This is a genomic window from Paraburkholderia acidisoli (genome assembly GCF_009789675.1).
Taxonomy (GTDB): domain Bacteria; phylum Pseudomonadota; class Gammaproteobacteria; order Burkholderiales; family Burkholderiaceae; genus Paraburkholderia; species Paraburkholderia acidisoli.
The window spans coordinates 274,284-287,899 of record NZ_CP046916.1 but is presented as its reverse complement, the minus strand read 5'-3'; the positions used below and the strand labels follow the sequence as shown (position 1 = coordinate 287,899).

The following is a 13,616-nucleotide window of genomic DNA, read 5'->3' as shown; positions in this document are numbered from 1 at the left end:
CCGGACGCCTCAGTTCAGGACGTCTCAGACCAGCGACGTCCCCGCGTTGCGAATCGCCCGCTCGCTGCCCGCGGGCGCCGCCACCACGATCGAGCGCAACGGCGGCTCCACCACCGTGCTCGCGAGCTTGTGCAGATCGGGGCGCGGCCTCGCGAGTTCCACTGAGCGCGCGAACGCGGTCTCCAGCGACTCGCAGATATCCAGCGTGCGGCGGTCGCCGCGAAACGGTCCGATGACCTGCAAACCGAACGGCATGCCCGCTTCGTCCGTTCCACACGGCAAGCTCGCGGCCGGATTCGTGCACAGCGTGGTCACGTAAGTCAGCGCCAGCCAGCGATAGTAATTCTCCTGCGCGCGACCGCCCACGCGGCTCGCGAACATCTGCGTCCACGGGAACGGCGCGACCGGCGTGGTCGGCGCGAGTATCACGTCGTAGCGGTCGTACAGCCGCTGGAAACGTCGCGCGATGACCGTTTGCGCCGCATGCGCCGAGGCCGAATCGGCGAGCGTCATTGCGGCGCCCAGCTCGTAGTTGGCGCGCGTGTTCGGGCCGAGCGACTCTGGATCGCGCTCGTACGCCGCACGCAATCCCGCGACGAAACTCTCGGCGCGAATCACGTCGAAGGCGCGATGCGCATCGGTGAAATCCACCTCGACCGGCTCGCAAACCGCGAACATGCCGCGCATGGCGTCGAGCTTGCGATGGAACGTGCGGCGAATATCGTCGTCGACATCGCACACGCCGAAGTCTTCCGTCCAACCCACGCGCAGACGGCTGAGATCGATCTCGCGTGGCGCAAGAAATTCGCGGCCATCCACCGCGTAGCTGAGCGGATCACCGCTATCGAGACCGGCCGTGGCCGCCAGTTGCAGGCGCGCTTCGGCCACGTTGCGGCCCATCGGCCCGACCACCGAAATGGGCGTCCAGCCCAGCAGCTTGCGCGGACTCGGCACGAGTCCCGGCGAAGGCCGAAAACCCACCACGCCGCACAACGCGGCGGGAATGCGCAGCGAACCGCCCGTGTCGGAACCCGTGCACACCGGCAGCATGTCGCACGCGAGCGCCGCCGCGGAGCCGCCCGACGAACCGCCCGCGTTGCGGTTCGGGTCGAACGGATTGCCCGTGGCGCCCCACACGGGATTGCGCGTATTCGCGCCCGCACCCAGTTCCGGCACGTTGGTCTTGCCGACGACGATCGCGCCCGCCGCCCGCAAACGCGCGACGAGCAGATTGTCTTCCGCCGGCACGAGATCGCGATACAGCGGCGAGCCGTGCGTGGTGAGCAGGCCCGCCGTGGCTTCGAGATCCTTGATGCCCGCGGGCAAGCCATGCAGCAGCCCGAGCGCCGTGCCGCGCATCACCGCGTCTTCCGCCGCTCGCGCCGCGCGACGGGCCGCGTCGAAATCGGTGGCGGCCATGGCATTCACATACGGATCGAGTGCCTCTATGCGCGCAATGCACGCCTCGGTGAGTTCGACCGGCGAAATGGCTTTGCTGCCGATCATCTTGCGCAACTCGGGCGCGGGCAATTCGACGAGATCCATGTCGTTAGCGATCCGAACCATTTTCACGCGGCAATAGAGGCGCGTAGCGCTCGATGAAACTCGCGACCGCCGCTTCGAAGCGCGCCGTTTCCGCGTCGCCCACCGGCAGGCTCAGCACCACGTAACCACGCCGCGCGATATAGATGCCCTGCTCGATCAGATGGAAAAAGAACAGGTCCTTGAACACGTTCATCGCGGCGTCGATGTCGCGTACCGAACGCACAGGGCGCGCGGTGATCTGCAGGTTCATCAGCGAGCCGATGCCGATAAAACGCAGCGCCACGCCCGCCGCGGCGAAACACGCGTTCAGCGCCTCGCGCAACGCATTGCCGCGCGCCGTGAGCGCACGCGCCGCGTCGGCTGTGTAGATCTGCGTGAGCCCGGTCCAGCCCGCCGCCATCGTCATCACGTTGTTGTTGAAGGTGCCCGCATGCTGCAAGGCGCCGCTTCTGCGCGGATCGAACAACGCCATGATCTCCGCACGGCCGCCAAACGCGCCGAACGACATGCCGCCGCCGATGTACTTGCCGAGCGAAGTCAGGTCCGGCACGATGCCGAGTTCGGCCTGCAAGCCGCCGGGCGCGAGCCGCGAGGTCATCACTTCGTCGAACATCAGCAGTGCGCCATGCGCGCTCGAAAGTTCGCGCAAGCCCTGCAAAAAGGCCGTTTCGCCAACAATACACCCCGACGCGCCTTGCATCGGCTCGACGAGAATCGCCGCCACCTCGTTCGCGTTGTCGTCGAGCAATTGCCGCACGCTGTCGAGATTGTTGTACTCGGCATAAAGAAACGCGTGCGGCACGTTCACGATGTTGGCGCCGCGCCCGAACGTGAGCACGCCGCCGTGGTAGCCACCCACGAACACGATCACCTTGTCGCGCCCCGTGAAGGCTTTCGCGGTGGCCAGCATCATCAGATTGGCTTCGGTGCCCGAATTCGTGAAGCGCACCGTTTCGAGCGAAGCGAAGCGTTCGCACACCGCTTGCGCCAGCCGCGATTCGAGCAGATTGTGGCCGCTCAGATTCAGGCCGTCGTCGAGCGCTGCGTCGATGGCCGCGCGAATCTGCGGATGCGAGTGGCCGTAAATGCCCGCGCTGAATTCGGCGATGAAATCGAGGTATTCGTGACCGTCCGCGTCCCACAGGCGGCAGCCTTCGCCCTTCGCCATGGCCAGCGGAAACGGCTCGTAAAACAGCACCGAACGCGTGTTGCCGCCGGGCATGACTTCGGCCGCACGTTCGTATTGCTGGGCGCTTTGCGGGTTGCGCGCGGCAAATGCGGCGGCGGCAGTCGCCAGCGCCTCGCCGACCGTCGCGGCAGTGCTGCGAGCGTGGACCCGCGCTTCGGGAAGAATCGACGTCGTCATTCTGTGTGTTCCTGCTTCGTTGAACGGTGGATCTTCAAACAATACTTCATTGTACGGTGAACAACGATACTCCGCAGCCTGTCTTGCAGGGGAGCGCGCATCAGATTGACGCGTCGCGCGCGCGGTCTTTTATCACCACGAGCGCGGGCAGCGTGAACAGCGCACTGCCCGCGAGCAGCCAGCCGGCGTTCGCGCTCGCGCCCGTCGAGGCGATCGTCCACGTGGTGAGGAACGGCGAGAAGCCGCCCAGGATGGTCGCGAGCGCGCCGCCGAACGCCACGCCCGTGGAGCGCACGCGCGTTGGGAACATCTCCGCGAGCGCCGCCGGGCCCGCGCCCGAGTACATCGTGAACACCACGTTCATGAGCCACTGCGTCCAGAAGAACGTGGCAAAGCCGATGCCCGAGACAATGAAAGCATAGAGCGGATACGAAAGCAGCACGAAGAATGCGCAACTCGCGAGCAGCACGGGTTTGCGGCCGACGCGATCGGACAGCGCGCCCATGAGCGGCGCGACGATCATCACCGTGAAAAGCGAGGCCGTGCTCGTCCACAGCGCCTGTGTACGCGAAATATGCGCGTACTTGTTCGCGAACGTGGGCATGTACACCGCCACCATGTACGAACTCACGGCCCAGAAGATCACGAACGAAAACGCGTGAAAGAGCGCCTTCGCGAATTGCGCGCCGCTCAGCGTGCTGGCGCGCGCCGCATCGCTCTCGAACGACGGCGACTCCTGCACGCGACGGCGCACGTACATGCCCACCGGCCCGAGCAAGGCGCCTAGAAAGAACGGAATGCGCCAGCCCCACGAAGCGAGTGCGTTCGAATCGAGCGCGCTGCTCAGGATGGCCGCGACGAGCGAGCCCAGCAACAGGCCCGCCGCGATGCTCGATTGCTGGAATGCGCCGAAGAAACCACGCCGGTTCGCGCCGCCCCACTCCACCAGGAACGCCGCCGCCGTGCCCCACTCGCCGCCCGCCGCGAACCCCTGCACGAGACGCGCCGCCACCAGCAGCACGGGCGCCCAGATGCCGATGCGCTCATAAGTGGGCAGCACGCCGATCGCGACGGTACTGAGCGCCATCAGGATCATCGTCGTGGCAAGCGTGATGTGACGGCCGCGCACGTCGGCGATGCGCCCGAGCACGACACTGCCGATAGGCCGCGCGACGAAGCCCACGCCGAACACCGCGAACGAGGCCAGCAACGCGGTGAATTCGTCCGTCGACGGGAAAAAGTTCTTCGCGATGATCGCCGCGAGAAAACCGTACACCCCGAAGTCGAACCATTCGAGGATATAGCCGACCATGCCTGCGCCGATGGCGCGCCGTTGCTCGGCGCGCAGCGAAGCGGGCGTGGTGGCATCGAAGGGGGCTGCGTGAGAAGAGCTGCTGTTCATGATCGCGTCCGGCTGGGAAACAGGAAAAAGGAGTGAGTGGGCGCCGTGGCGCGCATCAGAACTTGTGACGAATGCCCACGCGCACGGCGAGCTGCTTGTCGTTGCCCGAGATCGGCAGCGTCACCAGTACGGCGCGCGCGCCGCCGTTGGCCTTGTCGTAGTTCGCGCTGAGATACACGTCGGTGCGCTTGGAAAGCAGATAGTCGAGCACCGCGTTGAACTCGTTCCACTGATACGGCGACATCTTCGAATAGCCATAGCCGCCCGCGAGTACGAGGTCGGGGCGCACATTGCCGTGCAAAACCACGTTGAAGCTTTGCAGGGTCGAGGCATTCGCGCCCTTCTCGTAACGCGTGTTCGTGTACAGCCCTGAGAGTCCGACGATGCCGAAGTCGTACGACGCGCCCACGCCCGCCGTGCGATACCGGTCGACCACCACGGCTTGCGACGAAAACGCCACGTTCGTGCCGAGGAAGCGGCTCACGCCCAGGCTGCTGCCGGGCGTGACCGTGTAGTCGTGAATGCTCGTGGCCGCCGCGCCCATGCTGAACGGGCCGTGTTCGTAGGTCGCGCTCAGGCTGTACGCCACGCCGTAGTTGTTCGCTGTGGCGCTCAGCGAATTGAACGCGTATTGCGCCGAAAAATGCAGGCCGCGCACGGTCGGGCTCACGTAGGTCACGACGTTGTTGAGCCAGTTGCCGGAGATGCGGTCGTGGTCGCCGGCGTCGAACGCGTAGATGCCGGACCAGTAACCCGAGTGATAGCGGATCAGCGTGGTCGTCATCTGGTCGTAGGTGCGGCCGAGCGAGAGCGTGCCGAAGCGATCGCTTTGCAGACCAACGTACGCCTGGCGCCCGAATTCCAGACCGCCCTGGCGCGACGCGCCCGTGTTGGGATTGAAGCCGCCTTCGAGATCGAAGATCGCCTTCAGGCCGCCGCCCAGGTCTTCCGCGCCGCGAAAGCCGAAGCGGTCGCCCTGGCTGATGCTGTCGTCCATGCGGTACGCGTGATGGCCGCCCTGATTCGACACGAACGTGAGCCCGTCGTCGATCACGCCGTACAAGGTGACCGACGATTGCGCGTGCGCCGCGGCGCTCGCCGCCATCAGCCCCATTGCGCTCCCCAACACTTTCCATTTCATAACGATCTCCGATACCCGTCGTGTGAATGTCGCGGCTGAACGCTGTCATCCGCTTATCTGTACTTCGAACACTGTTTTATTGTTCAATGAACAAGACGAGGTTATAGGGCGATAAAAATGGAAACGCAACCAGGAAAAAAATGGAGGCGCGCCTGGCGTCGCGGTGAAGAGACAGTTGTGCGATATACAATGAAAGCCTTGTCCGACCCGGCCCCGCTTGATCCAGCATGATCCCGCTCGACCTCGTGGTCTGCGCGGGGCGCCGGGCGCATCATCGAATAACGGAACACACGTGAAGAAAGCCACCACTGCAAAGGAAGCCGCAGCAAGAACCTCGAAACCGGCGGCAAGAACCGCGGCGAGCGTCACGCCCGCTGGCAACGCCGCGCGCGTGACGAAAACGCCCGCGAATCTGGCGACCAGGCTGGCAACCCAATCGGCCAATGCATCGGCCACCGCATCGGCCACCAAAGCTCCGGCAAAAGCGCCGGCCAAGGTTTCGACCGAGGCGCCGGCAAAACGCGCCAGCGGCACCGCCAGAAAGAAGGCAGCGCCCGCCGACAAGGCGCTCACGCGCGAGCGCATCGTCGCGGTGGCGATCGAGCAGATCGACCAGAACGGCCTCACGGCCTTCAGCCTGCGCGAAGTGGCACGCCAGCTCGACGTCTATCCCACCGCCGTGTATTGGCACGTGCCCAATCGCGACGCGTTGCTCGCCGCCGTGGTCGAAGCCACCATGGCGGGCGTCACGCCCGAGATCGGCAAGCTGGGTTGGCAGGACTGGTTTCGCGAGTTGTTCCGCCGCTACCGCAAGTCGGTGCAACGGCATCCGAACGTCGCGCAACTGGTGGGCGCGCAACTCGTGTCGAACGCGAGCCTGAGCCCGCTGCTGATCGACCGCATTCTCGCGGTGCTGTTGCAGGCGGGCTGCGCCGAAACCCGGCTGGTCGACATGTACAACGTGGTGGTGGCGAACATGGTGGGTTTCGCGACGCTCGAATTCGCGCCGCTGCCCACCGACGACCTCGCGATCTGGACTGGCCAGTTGCAGGAGAAAGTCCACGACATTCGCGCGCTCGAATACCCGACGCTCGCGCGTCATCTGCCCGCGCTCGCGAACCGTGCGTTCATCGTGCGCTGGCAAAGCGGCAGCGAGGTGCCGCTCGATTCGAGTTTCGACACCTTCGTGGAAGTCGCCATCGCGGGCATGGAACGCATGCTCGCGAAGTGAGCGGCGAAGCGCTGGGGCAGCGACGCCGCGTTACACGAACGTGAGCAGGCGGCGCGGATTGCGCGTGAGCAGCGTGTCGATTTCGTCCTGCGTGAAGCCGCGCCGCAGCATGCGCGGCACGATGTTGGCGAAGATATGCTGATACCCGTGGCCGCCATAACGGCCTAAACGGGTGCGCGTGCAGATGTCGTGACTCATGAGCACGCGTTCCGCGTGACCGTGGTCGAACAGCGTGCGCACCATGCGCAGGCGCGCGCCGTCGTTGGGCATGTCGATGTCGGACATCGGATACGCGCTCTGCTCCCAGCCGAACAGATCGAATTCGATCACGCAGCCCGAATCGGCGAGACGCAGCAGACGCTCGTCGTCGAAAATCGTGCGGTCGATATGACTGATGATGACGCGCTCGAGCGGAAAGCCGAGGCGCCCGATCGTATCCACGAGTTCCTGCGGTTGATCGGGGTGCCGCCCCGGATGAAGATTGAGCGCCGCGCCGGTTTCCTGCTGCGCGAGCAGCGCGCCATGGACAACGCGCCTTTCCTGATCGGTCCACGGCGACTGGCAGCCGATCTCGCCAATAATGCCCGCGCGCACCGTCGTGCCCCACGCGCCTTGCGTGATCTGCCCGATCATCTCGCGCGCGAAGTCGTCCACGCTGCGCTGTGCATTCGCCGGGTCCTGATACTCGTGCACGTAATGGCCGCAACCCATCACCACCTGCACGCCCGTCTCGCGCGCGATCTGTGCAAGCCCTTCGGGGTCGGGTTTGAGACCGCCCGTGGTCAGATCGACAATGGCCGCGCCGCCCGCCGCGCGTAACTCCGCCAGCTCCTCGATCGCCACGTCCTTCTGATCGAGCCGATAGTTCTTCAGCGAAGGCACCTGCCCGTAGTTGATTTTCCAGCAATTGCAGATGTCGATTTCGGTTTGATCATGGTCGGCGTCTTCGGCGAGACGCGGCGGCACGAGGTCGATCAGCAGATGCTCGTGCATCAGCGTGGGGCCGAGCGCTTCAGGCTCGATCAGACCGAGCACCGTTTGAATGCGGCCTTTGCGCGAAAGCGGTTCGTTCATGTTGCGGCGTCCATGAGAGCGGTGAAGGCGCGAGCGCGAACACGACACGCGGGGCTCGCGTTATCCCCAGGTTGATGCGTCCACGAGGCGTGGAATAAATTTTATTGTACGCTGAACAATAAAAAACTGTTCCTCGATCAAAAAGATTTTGCCGAGGCAACTTTTCCGGAGACGGCATTCATGAGCAAACCGAAAGTCATTGTGACCATCGCACCCACGGGCGGCATGGCGAGCAAGCAGCAGAACCCGCACTTGCCCACGCAACCCGGGGAAATCGCACGCGACGTGTACGACTGCTACAACGCGGGTGCGAGCGTCGTCGCCATCCACGCGCGACGTCCCGACGACGGCGCGACCTGCGATCCCGCGATCTATCGCGACATCAACGCCCGCATTCGCGCGCGATGCGACATCGTCATCAACAACTCGACAGGCGGCGGCGTGCACGGCGACATGATCGCGCAGGCACCCAACGGCTACTGGGAAATTCTCTGGGAGGAGCGGCTGAAGGGACTCGAAGCGGGCGCGGAAATGTGCACGCTCGACGCGACCACCATCATTGCGAGTTTCGACAACAAGGAACTGCTCATGCACACTTCGCCGCAACGTTCGAAACAGCTTGCGGCGGAAATGAAGCGGCGCGGCATCAAACCCGAGTGGGAGGTGTTCAGCCCGACGCATATCGTGCAGGACGTGGCGGCGCTCACGGCGGCCGGTTTCGACACCGAGCCGTTCTTCGTCAACATCGTGCTCGGCGCGCATCGCGGCTTCCAGAACGCCATGCCGTATACGCCGCGCGTGTTGCAGTCGATGGTGGATCTCTTGCCCCAAGGCAGTATCTTCTGCGTGAGCGGCATCGGGCCCGCGCAACTGCCTTCGGCGATGAATTCGCTGCTGCTGGGCGGCCACGTGCGCGTGGGTCTCGAAGACAACCTGTACTACGGTCCCGGCGAACTCGCGACCAACGTGCAACTCACCGAGCGTATTGTGCGGCTCGTGCGTGAGATGGGTTACGAACCGGCCACGCCCGCGGAGGCGCGCGAGATCATCGGCTTGCGGGCAGATTCCCATGCCGTAGTTGTTGCGTGAGTTGTGCCATGCGTTGAGCGACTGGCGGAGCGTGCCCCCGCCAGTCGCCGCGCATGATGACGAGCCGGTTCACTTATCCGACCTCAATTCCCCCAACCGACCACGCGTCCAGGGAACGTTCGCTGAAGATGATCTCGACCGCTTCAGGCGCATCGTGCCGCCACCCGAAATGGTGCTCGAAAGCGATCTGGCCGCCAGCCGCCATGTTGCGCACCGCCAGCGCCTTTCTCGTCGCAAGCTCGCCCGATTTCGCCCGTTTCATACACACCGCACGAACGACCGTTTAAAATCGGCCATAATGCGTTGTAAAGCGCCGCGCCCGGCGGCGAAACGCATTAACATTCATTACGTCACGGTTTATTACGCGATCCTTAACGCGCGGTATCGGGATTCACCCGTTATGTGCGCTAAATGACAGCCCCCGCCCGACCGGCGTGCTATTCTAAAGGCACGCCGCTTGCGCTACCGTGAGTGCCAATCGGCGCAAAAATAAAGATTGAAGGAAGGAAGCGTGGACGAGCGCAAAAGAGAAAGCATCGTGTCCTATCTGCGCCGCAGAATGGACGAATTCGGCATTAGCCCCGAAGCCCTGGCGGAATCCATCGCCCAGGATCAATTAGCCGTTAAAGCGGCGCGGTACCGCAGCGCGACCGGACAATCCTGGGACGGTAAAGGCGAAGCGCCGCAATGGGTTCAACAGGCCATTAGCGCGGGGCAATCCCTGGAACATTTCGCCATTGCCGCCACTCCGGTCGAGGCGAAAGAAGCGCATGCCGTGGATTGGAGAAACGATCCCTTTGCCGGCACGCGCCTCGCAACGGTCAGAGCTTAATCGCGGCATTTACCGTTTTTTCTCCTGGTTTTCCCTGAGTCAGCGCTTTCACGCCATGGTCGCGCGCGGCCGTGTGGCGGGCTGTTGTCTCGTCGATGTGAAAAGGCCGTGCTTTTTCGCACGCGTTATTCGCAAGGTTTTTCCGCCGCGCTTTTCCCCGCGCTTCAGAAAGCCGGATGATCGTAACGCACAGAAACGGTGCAAATACACGCTGCGCCTCACCTCGCATTGCCTGCGCATACTGCGCAGCCACCACACTGATTCGCAAAACCCGCGCGCCAGCCATTACGCCGAACTCTCGCCGATCTGCCGAAACGTGCCATTGTGATAAATGAGGTGCGGGCGTGCAGCGTCGTCTTCGGGCAGGTTCACGTGTTCCACCTCGCCGATCACGACCAGGTGACTCGACACGTCGACGGTTCGCGCCACCCGGCACGTGAAAGAAACCAGCGCATCGGCAAGCCGCGGCGCCCCGTTGTGCGCCTCGCGCCAGTCGCCGGCCAGAAAGCGCGCTGTCTGATCGAGGCCGAGCATGCCGCCAAACGCGCGCGCCAGTTCCTCGTGATGCGCGGCGAGCACGTTGACGGTGAACGGCATGCCTTCCGCAATCACGCTGCCGAGCGAACTCGAGCGGTTCACGCACGTCAGCAGCGCGGCCGGCTCCGTGGTGACCGAGCACACGGCCGTGGCCGCGAGACCGCATGGCGACCCGTCTGCCAGCCGCGCGGCGACGATCGTCACACCGCCCGCGAGCCGGCGCATGCCGCGGCGGAATTCGTCGGCTGGAGCGAAGGCGCGCGGCTCGGCGGGATTCTCAAACAGACTCATTCAAACTCACTCCCTGTGGGTTTTTCTACTCACTCGACCCGCAAGCCGCGTTCGCGCATGAGCGGCACCACGCGTTCGCAGAAGAACGGCAGTTCCTCGACATAATTCACGAACGTGAGCGCGGCGCCGCCGAATCCCGCTTCGTGCATGCGGACCATCTGCTCGACAATCTGCTCCGGCGTGCCGACGAGCGGATAGCTGCCGGTGCCCGCCGCGAACCGCTGCCGGTACAGGCGGTAGGCGTCGTCTTCGTGGCTCTTCGAAAAGCCCTGCTTCTGCTTCATGTGATAGTCGAGCGCGGCTTCGTCGGCGTGATCGCGCGAATAGTAGTCGTAGTAATCGCGCGCTTCCCGCTCCGTCTCGCGGCAAACCACGTGCGCGACCGTGTACACGCCCACGTCGCGCCCGACCTTGGCGGCGCGCGTGCGCACATCGTCGATATGCTGGCGACCCGTGTCGATGTCGGTGAACGTGGTGAACAGATAATCGCAATACTGTGCCGCGAAATCGCGGCCGGGCGGCCCGAACGCCGCGTTCATCGTCACCGGTCGCGGCGACTGCAATGCCGCTGGTTTCGACACCGCCTGTTTCAGCTGATAAAACTGGCCGGCAAAATCGAGCGGCGCGGGATCGTTATAAAGCCGCGTGAGAATCTCGGTCCACTCGGCGGCCTGCACGTAGGGCGTCTCGCTGAGCTTCGTGCCGAACATGGCGAATTCGTCGGGGTTCCAGCCGCACACGATGTTCAGACCGGCGCGCCCGTGGCTCACGTGATCGACGGTGGCGAGCGCCTTGGCCGCGTAGATCGGGTGCACGAGCGGCACGTGGACCGTCATGAACAAGGCGATGCGCCGGGTCACCGCCGCAAGCGCGGCCGCGAACGTGAACGTCTCGAACGACCATTCGCGCGCGTTGGTCGCGCCGCCGAACCCCTTCCATCGCGCGATCGGGAGGAAGAAGTCCAGGCCGCCCTGGTCGGCGATCACGGCCGCGCGCTGCACGTCGTCCCACTGCGCGGTCCAGCGCTCGGGCACGGTGGTGAAACTCAGCCCGCCATCGGCATTCGCGGAGAACACGCCGACCTTGAAGGGATTCGGCCCGCGCATGGGGTTTTGCACGACCTCGCTCATCAGTACGCTCCTGAAAATTACGCTGACCGGCGCAACGCCGGCGTCATTCGGCAAGCACGCGCACGTAGCGGCTCGTCATCGGAAAATGCACGTTATGGCCGTCGAACGGCGGCGACGCTTCGTAGTCGCGACGCATGTCGTGGCGGATCGGCGAATGCAGCGCGTGCGTGAGCGCTTCGGCCGTGTCGAACACGACCTTGTTGCGCTGCACCGCTTGTTCGCGCCGCGCGGGCAACGCACTCACGGTTTCGAGCCGCGTGTAGATTTCGAGTTCGCGGATCTCGGGCAGACGCTGCATCAGCGGCACGTGCCCCGCGAGATAGTGGCCAAGCCACGCGTCGTAGTCGCGCGGTGCGCCTTCGTACGCGACCAGATACGTGCAGCGGGTGCCGGCGTCGTGATTCGGCGCGGGCGTTGCATAGCGGCGCACGGCCATGGCCTGCTGCGTGATTTCGGCGCTGCCCGTCCACGCGATCGTGCGACGGTCGGTGAGAGCCTGCAAACTGCCCGTACTCGAAGCCACTGCTTCGAGCGCAGTGAGTTCGTTGAAATAGAGCTGCAGTACGAGTTGCGGCGCGTGCTCGTCGTTGAGATACGGATCGCTCGCCGTGGCCGGTACGTGCAGCACCGCTTGCCGCAATTCCGGTGTGGCGGCGAGCGCCTGCGCGAACGTGTTGAGCGGCGCGGCCCCCGCGCCCGGCGGCACACGATACGTCAGAAATAAAGCGATTTCCACAGCGTGATCTCCCCATCGACAAGCCGGCTTGCGAGCCGGTCTGTTGTCCAACGAATGCACCGCAATCGTGCAACTGACTTCTGAATACAGAATATGGTTTGAAAATTTCGAAGTCAACGATTGCGCTCCGAATTCGTGACGATTTCACGGTACAGGTGTGCGTATCCGCGTATACCCGCGATCGATCCAGAATCATGGAATTCGCGTTTGACATTCTTTTTTTTCAAAAATATTCTGAATTCAGTTTTGTTTCCTGTGCCCGGCATTCCTGTCCGGACACGGCCGCAATTTCCACTGCGGCGACTCACACAGGACGAACACAGGCGCGACCGTTTACGGCCGTCGCGCCGGGACGCTCGGGGAAACCGGTCATGCTCTTTTCGTCGCTCAAGTCTCGTTTGCAGCAAGCCGCGCCGGTGGACGTCATCTGGCTCGCGCTGGGCAGTACGCCACTCGTGGAATTCGCCACGCACGCCGCACCGGGCGCGATCGTGCTCGATCTCCAGCACGGCTTGTGGGAGCGCGGCACGCTCGAAGCGGCCATTGCCGCCGTGCGTCTGCGCGTGCCCGTGATCGGCCGCTGCGCGGAGAACTCGCCGCACGCGATTGCACAGGCGCTGGATGCCGGCGCATCGTCGGTACTCATTCCCATGATCGAAACCGCCGACGACGCACGCCGCGCCGTTTCCGCCTCGCGCTACCCGCCCTTCGGCAATCGCTCGGCAGGCGGCGTGCGGCCGCTGCTCGCAGGCATCGAGGCCATGCTCGACGCCGATCGCCACGTTGCGGTGGGCATGCTGATCGAAACGGTCCAGGGCGTGGAGAACGCACGCGCGATTGCGGCGGTGCCGGGCGTGGACTACCTCTTTATCGGCACTGGGGATCTGTCGCTGTCGCGCGGCACCGCCGACCCCGACGTGATCACGCGCGACTGCGAACGCGTGCTCGCGGCCGCGCGCGAGCACGACTTGCCGTGCGGCCTCTTCACCGGCGACGCGGCGGCCGCACGCAAAGCCTTCGCGAACGGCTATCGCATGGCGGTGGCTGCGAACGATATCGATCTCGTCAAGCAAGGTTTCATCACGGCGCACGCCAGCGCCACGTCGTAACGCGTACGCATACCGGGCGCCCGCATGGATCGCGTGCGCGGGCGCTCGCGCAAGTCGTCAAACGTCGGGGCGCACGCATGATTTCGGTGCCGCGGTTGCCCTCTTCCCGTCTCAGAGAACAACAACGCAGTGA

Annotated in this window: 14 protein-coding genes; 4 read left to right on the top strand and 10 right to left on the bottom strand. The window is 64.3% G+C overall.

Annotation, left to right across the window (positions count from 1 at the left end):
- Positions 1–24: 24 nt before the first annotated feature.
- The 4 genes from FAZ98_RS29840 to FAZ98_RS29825 form a co-directional block, all read right to left on the bottom strand.
- Positions 25–1,545, bottom strand: a complete 1,521-nt coding sequence (locus FAZ98_RS29840) for an amidase (protein WP_158957060.1) — start codon at positions 1,543–1,545, stop codon at positions 25–27.
- 4 nt (positions 1,546–1,549) lie between these two features.
- Positions 1,550–2,911 (bottom strand): aspartate aminotransferase family protein, encoded by a 1,362-nt coding sequence (locus FAZ98_RS29835; protein ID WP_158957058.1) that lies wholly within the window; start codon positions 2,909–2,911, stop codon positions 1,550–1,552.
- Positions 2,912–3,011: 100 nt separating this feature from the next.
- On the bottom strand, positions 3,012–4,313 hold the full coding sequence (locus FAZ98_RS29830) for an MFS transporter (protein ID WP_158957056.1): 1,302 nt from the start codon (positions 4,311–4,313) through the stop codon (positions 3,012–3,014).
- 55 nt (positions 4,314–4,368) lie between these two features.
- On the bottom strand, positions 4,369–5,454 hold the full coding sequence (locus FAZ98_RS29825; RefSeq protein WP_158957054.1) for a porin: 1,086 nt from the start codon (positions 5,452–5,454) through the stop codon (positions 4,369–4,371).
- Between the two features lie 292 nt (positions 5,455–5,746).
- Here FAZ98_RS29825 and FAZ98_RS29820 point away from each other — a divergent pair, with 292 nt between their 5' ends.
- Positions 5,747–6,685 carry a TetR/AcrR family transcriptional regulator gene (locus tag FAZ98_RS29820; protein ID WP_158957052.1) on the top strand — a complete coding sequence of 313 codons (939 nt, stop codon included), beginning with the start codon at positions 5,747–5,749 and terminating at the stop codon, positions 6,683–6,685.
- A 30-nt stretch (positions 6,686–6,715) separates the two neighbouring features.
- On the opposite strand, the gene FAZ98_RS29815 is transcribed toward FAZ98_RS29820, so the two are convergent.
- Positions 6,716–7,759 (bottom strand): phosphotriesterase family protein, encoded by a 1,044-nt coding sequence (locus FAZ98_RS29815; RefSeq protein WP_158957050.1) that lies wholly within the window; start codon positions 7,757–7,759, stop codon positions 6,716–6,718.
- Between the two features lie 180 nt (positions 7,760–7,939).
- Here FAZ98_RS29815 and FAZ98_RS29810 point away from each other — a divergent pair, with 180 nt between their 5' ends.
- Positions 7,940–8,848: a BKACE family enzyme gene (locus tag FAZ98_RS29810; protein WP_158957048.1), complete on the top strand. Its 909-nt coding sequence runs from the start codon at positions 7,940–7,942 to the stop codon at positions 8,846–8,848.
- Between the two features lie 73 nt (positions 8,849–8,921).
- On the opposite strand, the gene FAZ98_RS29805 is transcribed toward FAZ98_RS29810, so the two are convergent.
- Positions 8,922–9,110, bottom strand: coding sequence for a hypothetical protein (locus tag FAZ98_RS29805; protein WP_158957046.1), 189 nt, complete (start codon positions 9,108–9,110; stop codon positions 8,922–8,924).
- 249 nt (positions 9,111–9,359) lie between these two features.
- On the opposite strand from FAZ98_RS29805, the gene FAZ98_RS29800 reads away from it, so the two are divergent.
- Entirely contained in the window at positions 9,360–9,680 is a 321-nt protein-coding gene (locus tag FAZ98_RS29800) for an H-NS family nucleoid-associated regulatory protein (RefSeq protein ID WP_158957044.1), read from the top strand.
- Here FAZ98_RS29800 and FAZ98_RS29795 read toward each other — a convergent pair.
- The 4 genes from FAZ98_RS29795 to FAZ98_RS29780 are packed head-to-tail and all read right to left on the bottom strand — an operon-like array spanning position 9,670 to position 12,374.
- Positions 9,670–9,933, bottom strand: coding sequence for a hypothetical protein (locus tag FAZ98_RS29795; protein WP_158957042.1), 264 nt, complete (start codon positions 9,931–9,933; stop codon positions 9,670–9,672). The two genes, FAZ98_RS29800 and FAZ98_RS29795, sit on opposite strands and share 11 nt — an antisense overlap.
- A gap of 32 nt (positions 9,934–9,965) precedes the next feature.
- Positions 9,966–10,508 carry a flavin reductase family protein gene (locus FAZ98_RS29790; protein ID WP_158957040.1) on the bottom strand — a complete coding sequence of 181 codons (543 nt, stop codon included), beginning with the start codon at positions 10,506–10,508 and terminating at the stop codon, positions 9,966–9,968.
- 29 nt (positions 10,509–10,537) lie between these two features.
- Positions 10,538–11,638 carry an LLM class flavin-dependent oxidoreductase gene (locus tag FAZ98_RS29785; protein ID WP_158957038.1) on the bottom strand — a complete coding sequence of 367 codons (1,101 nt, stop codon included), beginning with the start codon at positions 11,636–11,638 and terminating at the stop codon, positions 10,538–10,540.
- 43 nt (positions 11,639–11,681) lie between these two features.
- On the bottom strand, positions 11,682–12,374 hold the full coding sequence (locus FAZ98_RS29780; protein ID WP_233273011.1) for an EthD family reductase: 693 nt from the start codon (positions 12,372–12,374) through the stop codon (positions 11,682–11,684).
- A gap of 371 nt (positions 12,375–12,745) precedes the next feature.
- On the opposite strand from FAZ98_RS29780, the gene FAZ98_RS29775 reads away from it, so the two are divergent.
- The gene (locus FAZ98_RS29775; protein ID WP_158957036.1) at positions 12,746–13,483 is read left to right on the top strand and encodes an HpcH/HpaI aldolase family protein; all 738 of its coding nucleotides are present in this window, start codon (positions 12,746–12,748) and stop codon (positions 13,481–13,483) included.
- The last annotated feature ends 133 nt before the right edge of the window (positions 13,484–13,616 follow it).